Raw genomic sequence first — 21,192 nt, 5'->3', positions numbered from 1 at the left:
CCTCCGCGCCGGCATCAGTCCTTGCGGCGCTTGAGCTGATCGGTCAGCTGTGTCGGTAGGCCCTTGATGATCAGGGTGCCGGCCTCTTCGTCGTATTCGATCTTCGAGCCCAGCAGGTGCGCCTCGAAGCTGATCGACAGGCCCTCGGCGCGCCCGGTGAAGCGGCGGAACTGGCTCAGCGTGCGCTTATCCGCCGGAATCTCCGGCGACAGGCCGTAGTCCTTGTTGCGGATATGCTCGTAGAAGGCCCGTGGGCGTTCCTCATCGAGCAGCCCGGAAAGTTCCTGCAGGGTCATGGGTTCGCCGATCTTGGCCTGGCTGGTGGCGTAGTCGACCAGGGTGTCGGTTTTCGCCCGGGCCTGCTCTTCCGGCAGGTCTTCGCTTTCGACGAAGTCGCTGAAGGCTTTCAGCAGGGTGCGGGTCTCGCTTGGCGAGTCGACGCCTTCCTGGCAGCCGATGAAGTCGCGGAAGTATTCCGAGACCTTCTTGCCGTTCTTGCCCTTGATAAAGGAGATGTACTGCTTGGACTGCTGGTTGTTCTGCCACTCGGAGATATTGATCCGCGCCGCCAGGTGCAACTGGCCGAGGTCCAGGTGTTTGGCCGGAGTCACGTCCAGCGCGGCGTTCACCGCCACCCCTTCGCTGTGGTGCAACAGGGCGATCGCCAGGTAGTCGGTCATGCCTTGCTGATAGTGAGCAAACAGCACGTGGCCGCCGGTGGAGAGGTTGGACTCCTCCATCAGCTTTTGCAGGTGCTCCACCGCCAAACGACTGAAGGCGGTGAAGTCCTGGCCACCCTCGTGGTAGTCCTTCAGCCAGCCGCTGAACGGGTAGGCGCCGGACTCCGCCTGGAAGAAGCCCCAGGCCTTGCCCTGCTTGGCGTTGTAGCTCTCATTGAGATCGGCCAGCATGTTCTCGATGGCCTGCGATTCGGCCAGCTCGGTGCTGCGGGCGTGCAGCACGGCGGGCGTGCCGTCGGGTTTTTTCTCGATCAGGTGGACGATGCAGTGGCGGATCGGCATGGCGTTCTCGTAGCGGGGCGGACGGGGCGAGGCGCGCCAGTTTACCCGACCTGCTCGCCCTTGGTCGCCCGTCTGCGCTGCAAGGCCTGCAAACGGTCGATCACATAGCGCAGGTGCACATGCAGTTCGTACCGCTCGTTGGAGTAGGGGAGCGGCACCTCGACCTTGGCCAGCTTGTCCTCCAACTGTTCCAGCGTTCTATTTCGGCATCCAGCTGTTCTGGTAGCGTGCCGGCGTCGATCTGCCGGTCGACTTCGCGCAGGTACTTGTATCAGCGATAGATCCGCGCGCGGGCTTGGGCCTCAGCTTCAGCTCAGGGCTGGCGGCTCGCTCGCCAGCCGCCGCGAGCGCAGCGTGCGTCCGTAGTCGAGCAGGGCGAGAACGCCCAGCAAGCCCAGGGCATACCAGGCATCGGTACCCAGCAGGATCAACACCAGTCCGCAGAGCAGGGCGCTGAAGCCGGCCAGCCAGCGCCACAGCCCTTTGAGCAGTACCCAGCCGGCGGCCATGCTGAACAGATAGATGAGCACGAAGTTGCCATTGGCATAGCGGATCAGCTGGTCGACCGACAGCGACAAGCCCGCGGCCAGGCTGGCGCACAGGGCGCAGCAGAGCACCACCAGCAACAGCGCGCGAGCCGGCACGCCGTGCCGATTGCGCCGGGCTAGGGCGGTCGGCAGTTTGCCTTCGTCGGCCAGGCTCCAGATCAGCCGGGCGAAGCCCTGGATATAGACATTCATCGAGGCGAAGCAGGCCAGGTAGCCGATCAGCGCGCTCAGCCAGCGGGCCTTGGCCCCGAGCAATTGGTCGAGCATGCGCGGCAGCGACGCGGCATCGGTGTGCACATCGCCATAGGCATGGAAACTCAGTACGGCGACCGAACAGGCCCAATACACCAGGCCGGCGAGCAACACGCCGAGCAGCAGGGCCAGGGGAAAGTCGCGCTCGGGGCGTTTGAACTCTTCGCCCAGGTGGGTGAAGGCTTCGATGCCGACGAAACACCAGAACATCACCCCCAGCGCGGCGGGCAGCAGGTGCCAGGAACCCTGCAAGGGCGGCAGCAACGGCTGGTTGGCATGGGGCAGATCACCGAGCCACCAGATCAGGCCGACGGTGCCGATAATGGCCAGGGCGATGGCGCCCTGCACCAGACCCGAAGCCTTCGCCGGGCGTTGCCCGAGCAGCAGCATGGCGGCCAAGGTGGCGAGCTGGATGGCCAGCGCCTGGCCACGGCCGAGATCGAATAGCGCCTGCCAGAAGCCGGTGGCGATGTTCAGCGCAGCCGGTAGGCCGACCGGCAACACGGCGAGGAACAACAAGGCGCTGACCCGCTCCATGCGTGGGCCGAAGGCGCGGCCGATCAGGTGTGGCGCCCCGCCGGCATGGGGAAAATGCCGGCCAAGCTGGGCGAACGTGAAGGCCACCGGCAGCACCAGCAAAATCAGCCACAACCAGGCCCACAGCGAAGCGCCGCCAGCGACCGTGGCGGCGAGGGCGGGTACGACGAAAATGCCGGTGCCGAGCAGCGACGTGCTCAGCAGGCCGATGCCCTGCAGCAGGCTCAGTTCTTGGTTCAGGCGACTCATGATGTATGCTCGTGCGATCCTTCGTAGCCCATGTTAAGCCGCCCGCCGGCCGAGCGTTCCCGGCGAATTGCCGGCATTACCCGGCAAAGCGGCGGAATTACCCGTCAATCTGTTTTGCGTGAGATCCCCGAGTGGACAAGTTCGATCAACAGATCATCGCCCTGTTGCGCGCCGACGCCCGAGTGGCCGTCAGCCAGATCGCCCGTGAAGTGAATCTGTCGCGTTCCGCGGTCAGCGAGCGCATCCGCCAACTGGAGCAGAGCGGCATCATCCAGGGCTACCATGCCTGCGTCGTCGAGCCCGCCGGCAGTGCGGTCAAGGCCTACCTGGAGTTGTTCTATCAAGGTGGGCGGTGCGAGAACTACGTCGAGCGCATGCGCGCTTTCGTCGAGGTCCGCCGGTGCAGCGGCATCAGCGGCGAGACCGACATGCTGGTGTATATCGAGGCGCCCTCCATGGCCCGCCTCAGCGAGGTTCGCGGGGCGATCGAAAACTTCCCCGGCATGCAGAAGGTCAAGACCCACATGCTGGTCAAAGATTGGTTGATGTGAGCCAGAGCATGCGCATTCTGCACACCTCCGACTGGCACCTGGGCCAGCACTTCATGGGCAAAACCCGCCAGGCCGAGCACCAGGCGTTTAGCGCCTGGCTGATCGAACAATGTGCAGTTCATTGCGTGGATGCCTTGATCATCGCCGGCGATATCTTCGATACCGGCGCGCCGCCCAGCTATGCCCGCGAGTTGTACAACGAGTTCATCGTCGCCCTGCGCGCCAGCGGCACCGAGCTGGTGGTGCTCGGCGGCAACCATGACTCGGTGGCCATGCTCGGCGAGAGCAAAAGCCTCTTGGCCCACCTCAATACCCGGGTGATCCCCGGCGTCAGTGCGCAGCTGGAGGAGCAACTGCTGGTGCTGCACAGGCGTGATGGCCGGCCCGGCGCGATCCTCTGCGGCATCCCCTTCATCCGCCCGCGCGACGTGCTGCACAGCCAGGCCGGGCAGAGCGCGCAGGACAAGCAGCTGTCGCTGCAGCAGGCGATCCAGCAGCATTACCTCGATCTCTATGCCCTGGCCGAGGCCAAGCGTGACGAGCTGGGCGGCGACTTGCCCATCATCGCCAGCGGCCATCTGACCACGGTCGGCGCCAGTGCCAACGAGTCGGTGCGGGAGATCTACGTCGGTGCGCTGGAAGCCTTCCCCACCAGTGCCTTTCCACCGGCGGCCTATATCGCCCTCGGGCATATCCACCGGCCGCAAAAGGTCGGCGGCCTGGAACACATCCGTTACTGCGGCTCGCCGATTCCGCTGAGCTTCGATGAGGCCAAGCAGAGCAAGGAAGTGCTGTTGGTGGCGTTCACCGGCCGCGAGCTAGAGAGCATCGAGGCCTTAACGGTGCCACGCTTTCAGCCGCTGGTGTCGCTGCGCGGCTCCTTGAGCGAACTGCCAAGTGCCATCGCCGAAGCGGCGCAACAGGGCAGCACGGAGCAACCGGCCTGGCTGGAAGTGCTGGTCAGTGCCGACGATTACCTGAGTGACTTGCAGGCACGCATTCAGACGCTTACCGAAGGTCTGCCGGTCGAAGTGCTGCGTATCCGCCGCGAGCGTGGCAATGCCCAGGCCAGTTTGCAGACCAGCGCCAAAGAAACCCTGGATGAACTGAGCACCGATGACGTGTTCGCTCAGCGCTTGCTCAGCGAGGAATTGGACGAGGCCTTGCAAACCCGCTTGCGGGGTTTGTACCGCCAGGTGGTCGGCGAGTTGCAGGAGGGCAAGGCATGAAAATCCTCAGCCTGCGCTTGAAGAACCTCAACTCCCTGAAGGGCGAATGGAGGATCGACTTCAACGCCGAACCCTTCAAGGACAACGGCCTGTTCGCGATCACCGGGCCGACCGGTGCCGGCAAAACCACGCTGCTCGATGCCATCTGCCTGGCGCTGTACCACCGCACGCCGCGAATGAGCACGCTGTCGGCCAGCAGCAACGAGCTGATGACCCGACACTGCGCCGATTGCCTGGCGGAGGTCGAATTCGAGGTTAAGGGCCAGCGCTACCGCGCGTTCTGGAGCCAGCGCCGGGCCCGCGACAAGAGTGATGGCGCCCTGCAAGCGCCGAAGGTCGAACTGGCCCGCATCGATGCTGCGAACGGCGAGGGCCGCATCCTCACCGACAAGATCAACGAAAAATACCGCCTGACCGAAAGCCTCACCGGGCTGGATTTCGAGCGTTTCACCAAATCCATGTTGCTGGCCCAGGGCGGTTTCGCCGCCTTCCTCGAAGCCAACGCCAACCAGCGCGCCGAGCTGCTGGAGGAGCTGACCGGCACCGACATCTACGGGCAGATTTCCCAGCGGGTGTTCGAGCAAACCCGTGAGGTCAAGGCCGGGCTGGATCAACTACGCGCCAAGGCCGAAGGCGTGGAACTGCTGAGCGACGAACAACGTGCCAGCCTGGAAGCCGAAGCGTCGACACTGACCGGCGAGGAAGCGGCGCTCAACAGCCAGCAAGCGGCCGTGCAGGCGCAGCGCCAATGGCGCGCCGAGCTCGGCAAGGCGCAAAGCCGGCAGCAGGCGGCCGTGCAGCAGGAGCAGCAGGCCCGGCAGGCGCTGGCCGAGGCCGGGCCGCAGCTGGAGCGGCTGGCCGCCAGCGAGCCGGCCGGCAAATTGCAGCCCGTCCATCAGGCTTGGCAGCAGGCGCAACAGGCGCTCAGCCACACTGAACGCAGCCTGGCGCAGGCGCAAGGCGAGCAGCGGCAGGCCGGGCAACGGGTCAGCCACTGCCTGTGGCAGGCCAGTCAGCTTAGCCAACAGATCGCCGAGGCCCAGCAGGCGCAGCTGGAACAACTCGATCGGCAGCGCCGGCAACTCGACGCGCAACTGGCCGAACACCCGCAGCGCAGTCAGCTGGGCGGGCAAATCGAGGTCTGGCGCAGCCAGCTCGACGCGCGCCAACGGCTCGGCCAGGAGATCGCCGTGCTGATCGCCAAGCAGCAACAGGACGACCAGGCCGCCCACGGCCTCGCCGCCCAACTGGCCGAGCAAGAAGCCAAGCTCAACGCTGAGCGAGCCCGCTTGAGCAACGCGCAGCAGCAGGAAGGCGCGCAGCAGGCGCAACTGGAGGCGCTGCTGGGCGGCCAGGCCGAAGCCGAGCTACGCGCCCACTGGCAGCGCCTGCACGGCCAGGGCAGCGAATTGGCGCAACTGCAGCAGCTCGCCCAGTCACGCCAGCAGCTCGGCCAGCAGTTGGCTCAGATCGACACCCAGCTGGCCGATAAACGCCGCCAGCACGCCGGCAAAGAGCTCGAGCTGAGCGCCCTGCGCGTGCAGTACAAGGACCTGCAACAGCAGATCCGCGACAAGGACAAATTGCTGGAGCAGGAGCGGCGCATTCAGGCGCTGGAGGCCTATCGCGCGGCCTTGCAGCCCGGCGAAGCCTGCCCGCTGTGCGGCTCCCCCGAGCATCCGGCGATCAGCGCCTATCAGGTGTTGGATAGTTCAGCCACGCAACAAGCGCTCGACGGCAAAAAGGTCGAGCTGGAGGCGCTGGCCGGCCAGGGGCAAAAACTCGGCGCCGAGCTCGCCGCCCTGGCCGCGCAAATCGAGCAGCACCAGCAACAGTGGGAACAAGACCAGCGCGAGCAAGGCCTACAGGCCGAGCAGTGGCAGCAGCGCTGCCGCAGCCTCGGCCTCAACCTGGCCGACGACAGCGCCCTGGCCGCCCAGCAACAGCTGCACGGCGCCCAGCTCGCCGCCAGCGAGCGATGCCTGAGCGCGCTGGATACGTTCAAAGCCGCCCTGGAAGAAGCCCGCGCGGCGCGGCAGACAATCGAAAAAACCAGCATTGAGGCCGCCCAGCAGCTCGAGCTGATGCAGCAGAATCTGCTCAACCGCCAGCAGCAACAGGTCGATAGCGGCCAGCGTCTGAACGAGCTGCAGGCGCAACAGCATCGGCGCGACAGCGAGCTGGCCGCCGCGCTCGCGGCCCTGGACTACAGCCTGCCGGCGGACGGGCCGAGCTGGCTGCGCGAGCGCGAAGCGGAATGGCACAACTGGCAACAGGCGCAGCTGCAACGCCAGCAACTGGAGCGCGCGCAATTGCAACTGCAGCCCGCATTGACCGCCGCGCAGAAAGAGGCGGCCTCGTGGCAACAACGCTGGGCGGCCCTGGAGCAGAGCGCTCCGTCTGTCCTAGGCCCGGAGGCCGACCCGGAAGGCGCCTTGCAGCAGGCGCAAAGCCAACTGGCCGCCGCGCAAAAACGCGCGGACGAACTGACCGGCACCCAACACAACCTCAGCCAGCGTCTACAGCAGGAACAGGCCCATCTCGGCGACAAAGCCAGCGCCTGGGCCGACGCCCTGGCGCAGAGCCCCTTCGCCGACGAGGCCGCCTTCCACGCGGCCTTGCTCGGCGACGAACAGCGCAGCGCCCTGCACCACCATAAAACCCAGCTGGAGCAAGCCCTCACCGCCGCCCAGGCGCTGAAGGCCGCCGCCGAACAGGCATTGACCGCCCTCCAGGCCGCGCCGCAAAGCGATCTCGGCCTGGAGCAACTGGATGAACAGCTGGAAGAGCTGAGAACCCAGCTGCGCCAACTCGGCCAGCGCCAGGGCGAACTGCGCGCCCAACTGCAAGGCGATCAGGCGCGCCGGCAGAACCAGCAAGCGCTGTTCGCCGAGATCGCCGCCAAGGAGGGGGAATACGACCTCTGGCAGCACCTCAATAGCCTGATCGGCTCAGCCGACGGCGCCAAGTACCGCAAATTCGCCCAGGGCCTGACCCTCGATCACCTGGTCTACCTGGCCAACCAACAGCTCGAGCGCCTGCACGGGCGCTACCAGCTGGGCCGGCGCAGCTCCGGCGAGCTGGAGCTGGAGGTCATCGACACCTGGCAGGGCGACGTCGCCCGCGACTGCAAGACCCTCTCCGGCGGCGAGAGCTTCCTGGTCAGCCTGGCCCTGGCCTTGGCCCTGTCCGATCTGGTCAGCCATAAAACCTCCATCGACTCGCTGTTTCTCGACGAAGGCTTCGGCACCCTCGACGGCGAAACCCTGGAAGTCGCCCTCGACGCCCTGGATGCCTTGAACGCCAGCGGCAAGATGATCGGCGTGATCAGCCATGTCGAGGCGCTGAAAGAGCGCATTCCGGTGCAACTCAAGGTGCACAAGGCAGTGGGAATGGGCTATAGCTCGCTGGACCGACGGTTTGCGGTCGCCGGCTAGTGCCGGCGATTGTTGGGTATCGCTGGCGCTGAACGAAATGATGCCCAAGGTAACGGCCTAGAGGCGAGTGCATTTGCCCCGACTAAGCGTTTTCTACCTTCTGTTTCTCACGAATCAGCTTGATAAAGTGCTGCGCTCCCTGGCCGAGTGGTTTGCTGTTGGACCAGACCACGTCGACCCAGAGCACGGAAAAGTTGGAGATGTTGTCTAGCGTCATCTCCACCAGTGTTCCGGCATTCAATTGCGGCTTGACTAGCGATTCCGGGAGGAAGCCCCAGCCGAGGCCGGCTTGCATCATGCTCAGTGCTGCAGTGTGGTTATCTGTGCGCCAATGGTGGTGGGCCTGCAGAAAGCGTGGTTTATATGCTTCGAGGTCGCGGCTGGCGACCACGATTTGTCGATGTTCAGCCAGCTCTTCAGTGCGGAGCCTACGCCCGCCAGCGATAGCCGGGTGAGTTGGAGCGATCACAGCCAGCAATGTCTCTTTGGTCATCTCCTGGCAGCATTCGCGGCTATCGAAGTGCGGGTTTTCGAAGACCAGGGCCAGTTGCACCCGCCCCTCATGCAGCAGGCGAATGGCGTCGGCCTCGGGAGCGGCGAGCACTTCCACTTCCAGGGAAGGGAAGCGTTGCGCCAATTTGGCCAGCGGGCTTGCCCAGTCCGAAGCCAGCAGCTCCGGGGCGATGGCCAAGCTCAGACGACTTTCCAGGCCTTTGGAAAGCGCCAGGGCCTGCGCCTCCCAGAGTTCGAACTGTTGCAACATGAAGCGCGCCTTGGCTTCCAGTGCCGAGGCTGCTGGCGTAGGCAGTGGCTCACGACCGCTGCGATCGAACAGCTCCAGGTTCAGGTCGGCTTCGAGGTTGGCAATGGTCATGCTCACTGCCGAGGGCACCCGGCCGATGCTGCGGGCGGCGGCGGAGAAGGAGCCCCTGTCGAGCACCGCCAGGAATACCTGTATGGCGTCTTTGGTTAAGCTCATCTATCAGAATTCCTGAAATAAGCTGACTAATTATTTCAGCATATTAGAAATACAGTGCCCTCACATTGGCAATATGTGAGGTGTGCAGCATGCAAGGCAAGAAGCGCAAGGTGGTGCAAGCCATAAGTTATGAATTGGTGGCGCTGCTGTTTATCACTCCGGTTGTCGCTTGGGTGTTCGAACGTGGTTTGGCCGGCTCGGGGCTGGTCACCCTGGCCCTTTCATTACTGGCGATGGGCTGGAATATGCTCTTCAACACTCTGTTCGAAGCCTGGGAAGCGCGTCAGGCCAACCCACAGCGAACTTTTAGGCGCAGGGTGCTGCACGCCATGGGCTTCGAGCTGGGGCTGATGTCGCTCTCGGTTCCGCTGATTGCTTTCGGGCTGGGCATTCACTGGTGGGAGGCGCTACTGGCTGACTTTTCGCTGGTAATCTTCTTTCTGTTCTACGCGCTGTTTTTTCAGTGGTGTTTTGACCTGATTTTTGGCCTGCCAGCGTCGACACTAAGGGCCGCGCACGATTCTTTAGCAAAGAGCGTGGCGTAAACTGCACCGCTGCAAACTGCCATGGCCAGTGCCGGCGATTGTTGGGCTTGGCGGGTGCTCAACGAAGCGATGCCCGGCATTGAGGCCTACAGGCCCCCCGGAACTACAGCCATCTTGACCAGAGACGGTCACTCGCACTGACCTGGCTCAGCACTTTCGATTTTGCAACTTGCACACCGAGCGAAGCGAAACATGCCACTGCCGATTCTCTACTCATTTCGCCGCTGCCCCTATGCCATGCGCGCCAGGATGGCCTTGCTCCATACCGGCTGCCGGGTCGAGTTGCGTGAGGTCAGTTTAAAAAGCAAGCCGGCAGAGATGCTGGCCTGCTCAGCCAAAGGCACGGTGCCGGTGTTGATCACCAGCGCGGGCGCGGTGCTCGAAGAGAGTCTGGAGATCATGCTCTGGGCGCTGGCCAACAATGACCCGGATAACTGGCTGCTATCGGATGTGCCTGCGGGCTATGAACAGGCTGTTGAGCTGATTCGGGAAAATGATCAGGTCTTCAAAAAGCATCTGGATCGCTACAAGTACGCGGTACGCCATCCAGAGCAGTCGCTCGAGCATTACCGTGCGCAGGGCGAAGAGTTTCTCGCGCAATTGGAGGGCCGGCTAACCGCTCAACCTTACTTGTTGGGCAAGCAGCTGAGCGTGGCGGATATCGCCATCGCGCCCTTTATCCGGCAGTTCTCCCAAGTGGATAGTGCCTGGTTCGAGCAAAGCCCCTATCCGCAGCTGCGGCGCTGGCTGGATGTGTTTCTGCAGTCGGCTCTATTGGCCTCGGCCATGCGCAAGTACCGGCTTTGGCAGCCCGGTGAGGCGCCTACCCTGATGTGAGTGGCTCTGGCCAGAGGCTATGGCTGGGATTCCTGATTGTTCCCACGTCGAGGCGTCGAACCGTCCGCGTGGGAATGCAGCCAAAGATGCTCCGCATCTGCTTTAACACCGCAATTGGCGGATGGAACCATCGATGCGGCGCAATGCGCTGCGCTTATTGGCGCCCTACGACACGCTGCAGCCCTGCATAGCCATGTGGGACGAGTGAAAATCCCGCGCGGCAGGTTTCTGATGGCCTTGGGGCTCGCGGTCAGCTTCCAGGCGTACGCGAACCAATTTCTTCAGCCGGCAGGTTGTCGTGATGTCGTGTTGATATTGAATCTATGGCGCGCGCCTCTTATTATCGGCGCGCCCCGCCTGAAGTGGGGCTTGGAAGAATTCAGAATTGAGACAAGGAAGCGTTATCCATGCGTACTCTTAAACTCGGCAAAACCCTCTTGGCCAGCATCGCGGCCTTCACTCTGGGTGGTTGTGCCACCATCGTCAGTGACTCGGAATACCCGGTCAACTTCAGCAGTGCCCCGGAAGGCGCCAGCTTCACGGTGCAAAACCGTGCCGGCCAGACCATCCATTCCGGCACTACTCCCTCTACCGTGACGCTGAAGTCGGGCGCGGGCTATTTCAAAGGGGAAACCTACTCTGTCGTCTTTCACAAAGATGGCTTCGCCGACCAAAAAGTGGAACTCAACACCAGTCTGAACGGCTGGTACTGGGGCAACATCATCTTTGGTGGTTTGATCGGCATGCTGGCTGTCGACCCGGCCACGGGGGCGATGTACCGACTGCCGGAGAACGCCCAGGCGACCCTGCCGCCGGTCGCCGCCGCTGCCGGTACGGCATCTGGTCTGCAAATAGTCGCGTTCGACCAAGTGCCAGAGGCTATTCGTAAACAGCTGGTGCGCATTAACTAAGCGACCGAGTTGCGAGAAGAAAGACCCGCGCCGAAACGCGCGGGTTTTCTTTATCTGATGCTTGTGCGGCGCAATGCGCTGCGCTTATTGGCGCCCCACGACAAGCTTCAACCCTGCGTAGCGCCTGCCCTACTGACTAACCGCAGTCCAACGTGCTTTGCGCCAGGCGCGGCGCTGATTCTTGTCGAGGAAGGTCCAGGCGATGAAGCGGCTCTGCTTCTGTCCCTGAGCCATGTCGACTACGCGAATATCGCTGGCGCCCAGGGTCTTCAAGGCGGCCTGCATGGCTGGCAGGTTGCTGGCCTTGGAGACCAAGGTGCTGAACCAGAACACCTGTTGGGCGAAACCTGCGCTTTCTTCGGCCATCCGCGCGATAAAGGCCGCTTCGCCCCCTGCGCAATGCAGTTCAGCACCCTGACCGCCGAAGTTCAGCTCTGGCAGCTTGCGGCTCGGGTCGAGCTTGCCGAGGTTCTTCCATTTGCGTTGGCTGCCGCGCCGGGCTTCGTCCAGCGAGGCATGGAAGGGTGGGTTGCAGAGGGTGACATCGAAGCGTTCATCGGCCCCGATCAGACCCTGGAAGATATGCCCCGCGTCGGTCTGGCGGCGCAGTTCGATGGCGTCTGTCAGCGGCGGATTGGCTTTCAGGATGGCCGCGGCCGAGGCCAGCGAGACGGCGTCGATATCCGCGCCGACGAAGCGCCAGCCGTAATCGTGATGGCCGATCAGCGGGTAGATGCAGTTGGCGCCCACGCCGATATCCAGCGCGAGCAGGGCTGGGCCGCGAGGTATCACGCCATCATGGCTGATACCCAGCAGGTCGGCTAGGTAGTGCAGGTAATCGGCGCGGCCGGGGATAGGCGGGCACAGGTAGGCATCGGGAATATCCCAGCCACGAATGCCGTAGAACTGTTGCAGCAAGGCGCGGTTGAAGACCTTCACCGCGGCCGGGTTGGCGAAGTCGATGCTCTCCTTGCCGTACGGGTTGATGATCACGAAGGCGGCCAGCTCCGGGCTGCTCTTGATCAGTTGCGGGAAGTCGTAACGGCCCTGGTGCCGATTGCGCGGGTGCAGGCTGGTTTTTTCGGCCGGCGCAACGGCGGCGGTGTTCTTCGCGGGGTGTTTCCCTTGGTGCTTGGTTCGCATAACAACCTGAGGCGTTCGTTGAGCTTGAGTTTGGCTAAAGCAGATGCAGTGCCTTGGCCAGATAATCGAAAAACAGGCAGTACAGGAAGATCGGTAAGGGTAACCCGAGCAGGGTGCCGAGCAGGTACTGGTGAAATTTTACCCCGGAGAGGGCGAGGGCGTAATTCAGCGCTGGCACCGTCTGAAACAGCACGCGCAGCAAGGCGATGCTGGTGATCGGGTGAGCGTCGAGCTGGCTGAGGATTCTATTCGCGAAGCGGTTGTTCAGCTCGCGCAACGCATCGCCGCCCATCCAGCGGATGGTGAAGAAGGTCACGGTGCAGGAGAACGTAGCCGCCACGTAGGTCGCCAACCCGCCCCAGGTGCGGCCGAAGGCCAGCACTGCCGCGGCGAGGAAGATCCAGCCGGGCAGCTGGATCAGATTACCCAGGGCGAACAGCAGGATGAAGATGAGTAGCCCGCTGAGTTTATTTTCCAGCAACTGCTCGCGCAGGAACTGCAGGCTGAAATGTTCGCGCAGGCCGGAAAGCTGGAACACGGCGAGCAGCACCACGAGAAACAGCAGCACCATGAGCAGTCGCTTGTATTTGTGCACGGTCTCGCTCTCGCCAGTGGGTTCTCGGAGGTGAACTAAGGGCTGAACAAGCCACCTGCATGATCCCTTCCAGCGCGGGGGACGCAGTGCTTTGATGCTCGTCAGGGGTATTCGAGGACCGCTTTGATCTGTTTCAGGTTAGCTTCGATCCAGCGCTTATCGATGGCGCCCCAGTCGCGGATCACATAGCGCCCGGCATGATTGCGCGCGCCGTCCTGCTGTTCGAACACGCAGTCGATATCCAGCTCGGCCAGTGCGCCGATGGTGTCCTGGGCGGTGCGCCGGGGCATGCCGGTGGCGTCCATCAGCGCGGGTACGCTGGCCACGTCGGTGTCGATCAGATAGGCCACGTAGAGGCGGCGATAGAAGCTGGTTTTGGTTTTGCTGACGTCCATCTAGGCTCCTCAAGTGCGCCTGGCCAGCCGGGTAGGGTGGATGACGCTTCATCCATCCACCAAGCTGCGCGATCGGTGAGCGGATGATGACCCGGAATCGGTGGACAGGTGAAGCGTTGTCCAACCTACATGTCGTGCAGTCAATAAAGCACGAGGCCCACATATGCGGGCCTCGTGGCGGGTTACAGGCTGGCGATACGTTCGCGTTGCTCGTTGAACTTGCCGACGGCTTGTTCGGCTTCGGCGAGTTTGGCGCGCTCCTTGGCGATCACTTCCGGCGGCGCCTTGTCGACGAAGCTGGCGTTGCCCAGCTTGCCACCGATGCGCTGGACTTCCTGGCTCAGACGCTGGATTTCCTTGTCCAGTCGAGCCAGCTCGGCGTCTTTGTCGATCAGCCCGGCCATCGGCACCAGTACGTGCATCTCGCCAACCAGGGCGGTGGCGGACATGGGGGCTTCGTCGCCTTGGGCCAGTACGCTGACGGATTCCAGCTTGGCCAGCTTGTTCAGCAGTGGCTCGTTTTCGCTCAGGCGGCGCTGGTCGGAGGCCGAGACATTGCTCAACACCACGTCGATGCGCTTGGCCATGGAGATATTCATCTCGCCACGGATCTGCCGCAGGCCGAGCATCAGCGCCTTCACCCACTCGATATCGCCTTCGGCGGCGGCATCGATGCGGCTTTCGTTCGCCACCGGCCAGGCTTGCAGCATGATGGTTTCGCCGCTGACGCCAGCTTGCGCCTTGATGCGCTGCCAGATTTCTTCCGTAATAAACGGCATAAACGGGTGGGCCAGGCGCAGTATGACTTCCAGCACGCGGATCAGCGTGCGGCGGGTGCCGCGCTGGCGCTCGATAGGCGCGCTTTCGTCCCATAGCACCGGCTTGACCAGCTCCAGATACCAGGCGCAGTACTCGTTCCAGATGAACTCATAGAGTGCCTGGGCGGCCAGGTCGAAGCGGAACTGGTCGAGTTGGCGGGTCACTTCGGCTTCGGTGCGTTGCAGCTGGGAGATGATCCAACGGTCGACCGAGGACAGTTCGACGGCTTCGCCATTCACCCCGCAGTCCTGATTGTCGGTGTTCTCCAGCACGAAGTTGGCGGCGTTCCACAACTTGTTGCAGAAGTTGCGGTAGCCCTCGACGCGGCCCATGTCGAACTTGATGTCGCGGCCGGTGGAGGCCAGCGAGCAGAACGTGAAGCGCAGGGCGTCGGTGCCGTAGCTGGCGATGCCTTCCGGGAATTCCTGGCGAGTCTGCTTGGCGATTTTCTCGGCCAGCTTGGGCTGCATCATGCCGCTGGTGCGTTTCTGCACCAGGGTTTCCAGCTCGATGCCGTCGACGAGGTCCAGCGGGTCGAGGACGTTGCCCTTTGACTTGGACATCTTCTGGCCCTGGCCGTCGCGCACCAGACCGTGCACATAGACGGTCTTGAACGGCACCTGCGGGGTGCCGTCGTCGTTCTTCACCAGGTGCATCGTCAGCATGATCATCCGGGCGACCCAGAAGAAGATGATGTCGAAGCCGGTGACCAGCACGTCGGTCGGGTGGAAGGTCTTGAGGAGTTCGGTCTGTTCCGGCCAGCCGAGGGTGGAGAAGGTCCACAGGCCCGAGCTGAACCAGGTGTCCAGTACGTCATCGTCCTGGCGCAGCGGGATGTCGCCGAGGTTGTGCTTGGCACGCACCTCCGCTTCATCGCGGCCGACGTAGACATTGCCGGCTTCGTCGTACCAGGCCGGAATGCGGTGGCCCCACCAGAGCTGGCGGCTGATGCACCAGTCCTGGATGTCGCGCATCCAGGAGAAGTACATGTTCTCGTACTGCTTGGGCACGAACTGGATGCGGCCATCTTCCACGGCGGCAATCGCCGGCTCGGCCAGCGGCTTGGTGGAGACGTACCACTGGTCGGTCAGCCACGGCTCGATCACGGTGCCGGAGCGGTCGCCTTTCGGCACTTTCAATGCGTGGTCGTCGACCTTTTCCAGCAGGCCGAGGGCGTCGAGCGCCGCAACGATCTGCTTACGCGCGACAAAGCGATCCAGCCCGGCGTATTCCGCCGGCAAGCGGGCATCGAAGGCGCCATTGACGCTGCCATCCAGGTGGAACACCTGGGCGGTGGCGAGAAGGGCGGCGTCTTTATCCAGCACGTTGATCAACGGCAGGTTGTGCCGTTTGCCGACTTCATAGTCGTTGAAGTCGTGGGCCGGGGTGATCTTCACGCAGCCGGTGCCGAACTCGGGGTCGCAATAGTCGTCGGCGATGATCGGGATGCGCCGGCCCACCAGGGGGAGCTCGATGAACTTGCCGATCAGCGCCTGGTAGCGCTCGTCCTCCGGATGCACGGCGACGGCGGCATCGCCGAGCATGGTTTCCGGACGGGTGGTGGCGACGATCAGGTAATCCTGGCCATCGGCGGTCGTGGCGCCATCGGCCAGCGGGTAACGCAGGTTCCACAGGTGGCCCGCCACGTCGTGGTTTTCCACTTCGAGATCGGAAATCGCCGTGTGCAGCTGGGTGTCCCAGTTGACCAGGCGCTTGCCGCGGTAGATCAGACCGTCTTCGTGCAGCCGGACGAAGGCTTCCTTGACCGCCTCGGAGAGGCCGTCGTCCATGGTGAAGCGCTCGCGCGACCAGTCGACGGAGGAACCGAGGCGACGAATCTGCCGGGTGATGGTGCCGCCGGATTCTTCCTTCCATTCCCAGACCTTGTCGAGGAACTTCTCGCGGCCGAGGTCGTGACGGCTGATGCCTTCGGCGCCCAGTTGGCGCTCCACCACCATCTGCGTGGCGATACCGGCGTGGTCGGTGCCCGGCTGCCACAGGGTGTTGCGACCCTGCATGCGGCGGAAGCGGATCAGCGCGTCCATGATGGCGTTGTTGAAGCCATGGCCCATGTGCAGGCTGCCGGTGACGTTCGGCGGCGGAATCATGATGGTGTAAGAGTCGCCGGCGCCTTGCGGGGCGAAATAGTTCTTCGCCTCCCAGGTTTCATACCAGGAGGTTTCAATGGCGTGCGGCTGGTAGGTCTTGTCCATGCGGGGCGGGACCCTATTGGCGGCTAATCGGAAAGCCGACAAGTATAACGGGGATGGTGTTCGGGGCGTAAGACGGATAACGCCTGGCGTTATCCGTCGCGACGGCTGGCCTGGCAGGCAAGCCTGGGGGCGTGGTTCAGGACTTGCGCGGGGGCAGCAGACGCTCCAGGCGGCGCTGGAGTTCGGCCTCGATCTGCGGCACGAAATCGTCGATCACATCCTGCAGGATCAACTGCGCCGCGGCGCGCAGTTCGTTATCTAGGCGCGACAGTTCGCTGGAGCTGTCGCTAAGCACCGCCTGTTGCACGCTCGAAGCGAGCGTTGCCGGCAGAGGTGTGGGGATGGCTGCTGCGCTGGGCGGTGGCGTTTCACCTGGCGAGACGATATCGGACAACAGGGGGATTTCGCCTAGCTCGATGGCGTCGGTGAGCAGCGGTGGTTCCAGGCTTTCGTCGCCGGCCAGAAACTCGCGGATCGACTCGAGGTCATCCAGCAAGTGGGTGGGCTTGTGCGGTGGTTTTGGCGTGTCCATGGGGTAAGGCTACAGTTCGACTCGCTGCGGGTCATAGCCCCGCTGACGATAGGTACGAAAATTCTCGCGCGAGCTGTGCAGTTGCTCGGGCTCTTGATTGACGATCTCGATCACCCGGCTGAAACGCTCGATGAACGGCGAAAGGCTCGGGTCGAGGTTGATCAGCAGGCCCTGCTGCGCCGCCGGCTCATCGTTAAGCCCCAGCACGACGGGCGCCAGTGGGTCATCCCGATACAGGCCATGCGGCACAAAGGTCTCGGCCTTGAAGCGCCAGAGCAGTTCGTCGACCTCGGCGCATTGAGCCTGGTCGGCGCAACGCAGGAAGACCGGCAGGCCATGGCGCCAGGCCTTGCTCGCCAGCTGGCAGGCCGCGCGCAGGCGATCCACCGGGTTGGCCGAGGAGAGGACGTAGAACTCGACGCGGGTCATTTTGGGCCCTCAAAGCTACTGCGCTTGCTTATGCTGCGTTGAAGGCCAAAAAGCATTATTTGATCCGGTCCAGCAGGTACTGGGTCAGTAGCGGAACCGGGCGGCCAGTCGCGCCTTTTTCCTTGCCGCCACTGACCCAGGCGGTGCCGGCGATATCCAGATGCGCCCAGTGGTACTTCTTGGCGAAGCGCGAGAGGAAGCAGCCGGCGGTGATGGTGCCGGCTTTCGGCCCGCCGATGTTGGCGATGTCGGCGAAGGGGCTGTCCAGTTGCTCCTGATAGTCGTCGAACAACGGCAGTTGCCAGGCGCGGTCGTCGGCGCTCTGGCCAGCCTTGAGCAGCTGCTGGATCAAGGCATCGTCATTGCCCATCAGGCCCGAGGTGTTGCTGCCCAAGGCGACTATGCAGGCACCGGTGAGGGTGGCGATGTCGATCACCGCTTGGGGCTTGAAGCGCTCGGCGTAGGTCAGGGTGTCGCACAGCACCAGGCGGCCTTCGGCGTCGGTGTTGAGGATTTCCACGGTCTGCCCGCTCATGGTGGTGACTATGTCGCCGGGGCGGGTGGCGCCGCCGCTCGGCATGTTCTCGGCACAGGCCAGCAGGCCGACGACGTTGATCGGCAACTGCAGTTCGAGCACGGCCTTGAAGGTGCCGAGTACGCTGGCGGCGCCGCACATGTCGTACTTCATCTCGTCCATGCTGGCAGCCGGCTTGATGCTGATGCCGCCGGTGTCGAAGGTGATGCCTTTGCCGACCAGGGCGAAGGGCTTGTCGTCCTTCTTGCCGCCCTGGTAGTTGAGCACGATCAGCCGTGGCGGCTGTTCGCTGCCCTGGGCCACCGCGAGAAATGCCCCCATGCCCAGCTCTTTGAGCTTCTTCTCGTCGAGCACTTCGACCTTGAGGTTCTTGTGCGCCTTGGCCAGAGCCTTGGCTTCATCGGCGATGAAGCTCGGGTGGCAGAGGTTGGGCGGCAGGTTGCCGAGGTCGCGGGTGAAGGCCATGCCGGCGGCGATCGCCTGGGCCTGGGCTGCGCCGCGCTCGACGTCAGCCTGAGTGACTTTTTCGGTCAGCAGGGTCAGCTTCTTCAGGGCGCAGGCTTCGCTTTTCTGGCTCTTAAAGCGTTCGAAGGCGTATTCGCCGTCGGCCAGGGTTTCCACCAGCAAGCGGGTTTTCGCGTAAGCGTCGCGGCCTTTGACTTGCAGTTCATCGAGGGCGAGTACCGCGTCATTACCGCCTAAGCTTTTCAGCACGCCTTGTACGGCGGTGATCAATTTGCGCAATTGGCGGTCAGAGAGTTCGCTCTCCTTGCCGGTGCCAACCAGCAGTACGCGCTCCGCCTTGAGATTGGGCAGGCTGTGCAGGAGTAACGTTTGGCCAAGCTTGCCGGCCAGGTCGCCGCGCTTGAGCAGGGTCGTGAGGGCGCCGCCGCTGGCGCTGTCCACGGCCTTGGCGGCGTCACCGAGTTTACGGCCCTCGCCGATGGCGACAACCAGGGTGGCGGTTTTCAGAGATTCTGGGCGGGCGCTTTTGACAACAAATTCCATGGCGAGGTGTCCCCAAGACAACAGGTCGGTATTGCAGGATAATGCCGCGTATTTTTTCGGTGGCCCGCCTCAGGCGGGCCGGCAACAGGCGGCTAGTTTGAGCTTAGCCGCCTGAGCCTGACAACCCTGGAGTGTCTGGTTTGATCGTCTTCCGTTATCTGTCTCGCGAGGTGCTGGTGACCTTGAGCGCGGTGAGTGCCGTGCTCTTAGTGATCATCATGAGCGGGCGCTTCATTAAATATCTGGCCCAGGCCGCGCAAGGGGCTCTCGATCCGGGCGTGTTGTTCCTGATCATGGGCTTCCGACTGCCAGGCTTCCTGCAGTTGATCCTGCCGCTGGGCTTGTTTCTCGGTATTTTGTTGGCTTACGGCCGGCTCTATCTCGACAGCGAAATGACCGTGCTGTCGGCAACCGGCATGAGCCGGCAGCGCCTGCTGGCCTACAGCTTGGTGCCGGCGACGCTGGTTGCGCTGTTGGTGGCCTGGTTGAGCCTGGGCTTGGCGCCGCAAGGGGTGACTCAGGTGGCGCGGATCCTCAATGAGCAGGATGCCCTGACCGAGTTCGACACGCTGGTGCCTGGGCGCTTCCAGGCCATGAAGAGTGGTTCGCGGGTCACCTATACCCAGGACATGTCGAACGATCGCAGTGAGTTGGGCGGTATCTTTATCTCGGAAAAGCGCCTTTCCAAGGCCGGTGACAAGGAGCGCGGCATCACGGTGTTGGTCGCGCAGAAGGGCCGTCAGGAGATCCAGGCGGATGGCAGTCGTTACCTGATTCTGGAAAACGGCTACCGCTACGATGGCAATCCTGGTCAGGCCGACTACCGGGCGATTCAGTACGACACCTACGGCGTCTTGTTGCTCAAGCCGGAGGTCAGTAGCGAGATCAGTGAGCGCGAGGCGATTCCGACGGCTGAGCTGATCGGCAGCGATAACCCGAAGTACCAGGCAGAGTTGCAGTGGCGTCTCTCACTTCCGTTGCTGGTCTTTGTCGTCACCTTGCTGGCGGTGCCGTTGTCCCGGGTCAATCCGCGTCAAGGGCGCTTCCTCAAGCTGCTGCCGGCGATTCTTCTTTATATGGCTTACCTGTCTCTGTTGATCGCCGCGCGCGGGGCGCTGGATAAGGGCAAGATTCCTTTGGATCTAGGGCTCTGGTGGGTGCATGGGGTGTTCTTGTTGATTGGTCTTACGCTGCTGTATTGGGAGCCATTGCGTCTGAAGTGGGCGGGTCGTCGCGCTGCGCGGGAGCTGGCTCATGGTTAGGTTGGATCGCTACATCGGCACCAGTGTGTTCTTCGCGATTCTCACGGTGCTGGGCATCATCGTCGGCTTGGCCATGCTGTTTGCCTTTATCGATGAGTTGGGTGATGTCGAGGGTGGTTATGGCTTGTCAGATGCGGCCTGGTATGTGCTGCTGACGGCGCCGCGTAAGGTCTACGACATGCTGCCGATGGCGGCCTTGATCGGCTGCTTGATTGGTCTTGGCAATCTGGCGAGCAGTAGCGAGCTGACCATCATGCGGGCGGCGGGTGTCTCGGTCGGGCGAATCGTCTGGGCGGTGATGAAGCCGATGCTGGTGTTGATGCTGGTGGGCATCCTGATCGGCGAATACTTGGCGCCCTGGAGTGAGAATCTGGGTCAGGCCAGTCGCTCCATGGCGCAGGGCGGCGGGGCGGCGCAGACGGCTAAACGCGGCCTTTGGCATCGCCAAGGTGATGAGTTCGTGCATATCAACGCGGTGCAGCCCAATGGCGTGCTCTACGGGGTGACCCGCTACCGGTTTGATGATCAGCGGCATTTGCTCTCTTCCAGCTTCTCGAAGCGCGCGCTGTATCAGGGTGATCATTGGCAGTTGGAGGATGTGGCGACCACGCATTTCCATGAGCGCACTACCGAGGTGGTCGAGTCGCCTAGTGAGCGCTGGGATGTCGAGTTGAGCCCGCAACTGCTCGGCACCGTGGTGCTGGAGCCAGAGGCGTTATCGGTGACTGGGCTGTGGCGTTACATCCAATATCTGGCCGAGCAAGGGCTGAATAATGGCCGTTACTGGTTGGCCTTCTGGACCAAGGTGCTGCAACCCGTGGTGACCGCGGCGCTGGTGTTGATGGCGATTTCCTTCATCTTTGGCCCGCTGCGCTCGGTAACCCTCGGGCAGCGGGTGTTCACCGGTGTGCTGGTCGGCTTCGTGTTTCGGATCGCCCAGGATCTGTTGGGGCCTTCGAGCTTGGTATTTGGCTTCCCGCCGTTGCTGGCGGTGCTGATCCCGAGTGCGATCTGCGGCTTGGCGGGGATTTGGATGCTGCGCCGCGCGGGTTGATTGGTGCTGATATGAGAAAGCCGGCATTGCGCCGGCTTTTTTATTGCCCAATATAATCTCCACCCTTCCGACACGCCTCCTGATAACCTAGACAAATCAAGGGTTACAGC

The 21,192-nt window shown here is 62.9% G+C and carries 18 protein-coding genes and 1 pseudogene; 8 read left to right on the top strand and 11 right to left on the bottom strand.

From position 1 onward, the window contains the following. Window positions 1–14: 14 nt before the first annotated feature. The 3 genes and pseudogenes from yejK to yjeH form a co-directional block, all read right to left on the bottom strand. The gene (gene yejK / locus FFS13_RS13320) at window positions 15–1,022 is read right to left on the bottom strand and encodes a nucleoid-associated protein YejK (protein WP_137819569.1); all 1,008 of its coding nucleotides are present in this window, start codon (window positions 1,020–1,022) and stop codon (window positions 15–17) included. A gap of 41 nt (window positions 1,023–1,063) precedes the next feature. Next, window positions 1,064–1,314: pseudogene (locus FFS13_RS13315) on the bottom strand (C4-dicarboxylate ABC transporter substrate-binding protein); the annotation flags it as partial. A 16-nt stretch (window positions 1,315–1,330) separates the two neighbouring features. Beyond that, a complete protein-coding gene (gene yjeH, locus FFS13_RS13310) occupies window positions 1,331–2,608 on the bottom strand; it encodes an L-methionine/branched-chain amino acid transporter (protein WP_137819568.1) in 1,278 nt (425 codons plus the stop codon). 131 nt (window positions 2,609–2,739) lie between these two features. On the opposite strand from yjeH, the gene FFS13_RS13305 reads away from it, so the two are divergent. Genes FFS13_RS13305 through FFS13_RS13295 form a run of 3 tightly spaced genes read left to right on the top strand, consistent with a single transcriptional unit; the run spans window position 2,740 to window position 7,825 of the window. Then, entirely contained in the window at window positions 2,740–3,159 is a 420-nt protein-coding gene (locus FFS13_RS13305) for an Lrp/AsnC family transcriptional regulator (RefSeq protein ID WP_137819567.1), read from the top strand. 8 nt (window positions 3,160–3,167) lie between these two features. Beyond that, window positions 3,168–4,388, top strand: coding sequence for an exonuclease subunit SbcD (gene sbcD, locus FFS13_RS13300; RefSeq protein WP_137819585.1), 1,221 nt, complete (start codon window positions 3,168–3,170; stop codon window positions 4,386–4,388). After that, on the top strand, window positions 4,385–7,825 hold the full coding sequence (locus FFS13_RS13295) for an SbcC/MukB-like Walker B domain-containing protein (protein WP_137819566.1): 3,441 nt from the start codon (window positions 4,385–4,387) through the stop codon (window positions 7,823–7,825). The genes sbcD and FFS13_RS13295 overlap by 4 nt, the downstream gene beginning before the upstream one ends. Before the next feature lie 82 nt (window positions 7,826–7,907). Here FFS13_RS13295 and FFS13_RS13290 read toward each other — a convergent pair whose 3' ends face one another. Beyond that, window positions 7,908–8,804 (bottom strand): LysR family transcriptional regulator, encoded by an 897-nt coding sequence (locus FFS13_RS13290; RefSeq protein WP_137819565.1) that lies wholly within the window; start codon window positions 8,802–8,804, stop codon window positions 7,908–7,910. Between the two features lie 89 nt (window positions 8,805–8,893). Between FFS13_RS13290 and FFS13_RS13285 the strand changes: the two genes are divergently transcribed. From FFS13_RS13285 to FFS13_RS13275, 3 genes are all read left to right on the top strand, one after another. Then, the gene (locus FFS13_RS13285; RefSeq protein WP_137819564.1) at window positions 8,894–9,349 is read left to right on the top strand and encodes a PACE efflux transporter; all 456 of its coding nucleotides are present in this window, start codon (window positions 8,894–8,896) and stop codon (window positions 9,347–9,349) included. Window positions 9,350–9,541: 192 nt separating this feature from the next. Then, on the top strand, window positions 9,542–10,186 hold the full coding sequence (locus tag FFS13_RS13280) for a glutathione S-transferase (protein ID WP_137819563.1): 645 nt from the start codon (window positions 9,542–9,544) through the stop codon (window positions 10,184–10,186). Window positions 10,187–10,593: 407 nt separating this feature from the next. After that, window positions 10,594–11,097 (top strand): hypothetical protein, encoded by a 504-nt coding sequence (locus tag FFS13_RS13275; protein WP_137819562.1) that lies wholly within the window; start codon window positions 10,594–10,596, stop codon window positions 11,095–11,097. 129 nt (window positions 11,098–11,226) lie between these two features. On the opposite strand, the gene rlmF is transcribed toward FFS13_RS13275, so the two are convergent. The 7 genes from rlmF to FFS13_RS13240 form a co-directional block, all read right to left on the bottom strand. Next, window positions 11,227–12,240: a 23S rRNA (adenine(1618)-N(6))-methyltransferase RlmF gene (gene rlmF, locus FFS13_RS13270; protein ID WP_137819561.1), complete on the bottom strand. Its 1,014-nt coding sequence runs from the start codon at window positions 12,238–12,240 to the stop codon at window positions 11,227–11,229. A gap of 34 nt (window positions 12,241–12,274) precedes the next feature. After that, complete coding sequence (locus tag FFS13_RS13265) at window positions 12,275–12,835, bottom strand: VTT domain-containing protein (protein ID WP_218568618.1); 561 nt, start codon at window positions 12,833–12,835, stop codon at window positions 12,275–12,277. A 101-nt stretch (window positions 12,836–12,936) separates the two neighbouring features. Further along, entirely contained in the window at window positions 12,937–13,230 is a 294-nt protein-coding gene (locus tag FFS13_RS13260) for a helix-turn-helix domain-containing protein (protein WP_137819560.1), read from the bottom strand. Between the two features lie 182 nt (window positions 13,231–13,412). Then, window positions 13,413–16,262, bottom strand: coding sequence for a valine--tRNA ligase (locus tag FFS13_RS13255; protein ID WP_137819559.1), 2,850 nt, complete (start codon window positions 16,260–16,262; stop codon window positions 13,413–13,415). 136 nt (window positions 16,263–16,398) lie between these two features. Further along, window positions 16,399–16,794: a DNA polymerase III subunit chi gene (locus tag FFS13_RS13250; RefSeq protein ID WP_137819558.1), complete on the bottom strand. Its 396-nt coding sequence runs from the start codon at window positions 16,792–16,794 to the stop codon at window positions 16,399–16,401. 9 nt (window positions 16,795–16,803) lie between these two features. Continuing rightward, window positions 16,804–17,223 carry a DNA polymerase III subunit chi gene (locus FFS13_RS13245; protein ID WP_137819557.1) on the bottom strand — a complete coding sequence of 140 codons (420 nt, stop codon included), beginning with the start codon at window positions 17,221–17,223 and terminating at the stop codon, window positions 16,804–16,806. A gap of 55 nt (window positions 17,224–17,278) precedes the next feature. Continuing rightward, entirely contained in the window at window positions 17,279–18,766 is a 1,488-nt protein-coding gene (locus FFS13_RS13240; protein ID WP_137819556.1) for a leucyl aminopeptidase, read from the bottom strand. A 140-nt stretch (window positions 18,767–18,906) separates the two neighbouring features. On the opposite strand from FFS13_RS13240, the gene lptF reads away from it, so the two are divergent. Together lptF and lptG are read left to right on the top strand one after the other, a co-directional pair. Beyond that, window positions 18,907–20,028, top strand: a complete 1,122-nt coding sequence (gene lptF, locus FFS13_RS13235; RefSeq protein WP_137819555.1) for an LPS export ABC transporter permease LptF — start codon at window positions 18,907–18,909, stop codon at window positions 20,026–20,028. Then, complete coding sequence (gene lptG / locus FFS13_RS13230) at window positions 20,021–21,082, top strand: LPS export ABC transporter permease LptG (RefSeq protein ID WP_137819554.1); 1,062 nt, start codon at window positions 20,021–20,023, stop codon at window positions 21,080–21,082. The genes lptF and lptG overlap by 8 nt, the downstream gene beginning before the upstream one ends. Window positions 21,083–21,192: the final 110 nt, after the last annotated feature.

Origin of the sequence: Pseudomonas sp. 2FG (genome assembly GCF_005502935.1) — a bacterium.
Classification (GTDB): Bacteria; Pseudomonadota; Gammaproteobacteria; order Pseudomonadales; family Pseudomonadaceae; genus Aquipseudomonas.
The sequence above is the reverse complement of the archived record's forward strand: the minus strand, read 5'-3'. Positions and strand labels throughout refer to the sequence as shown.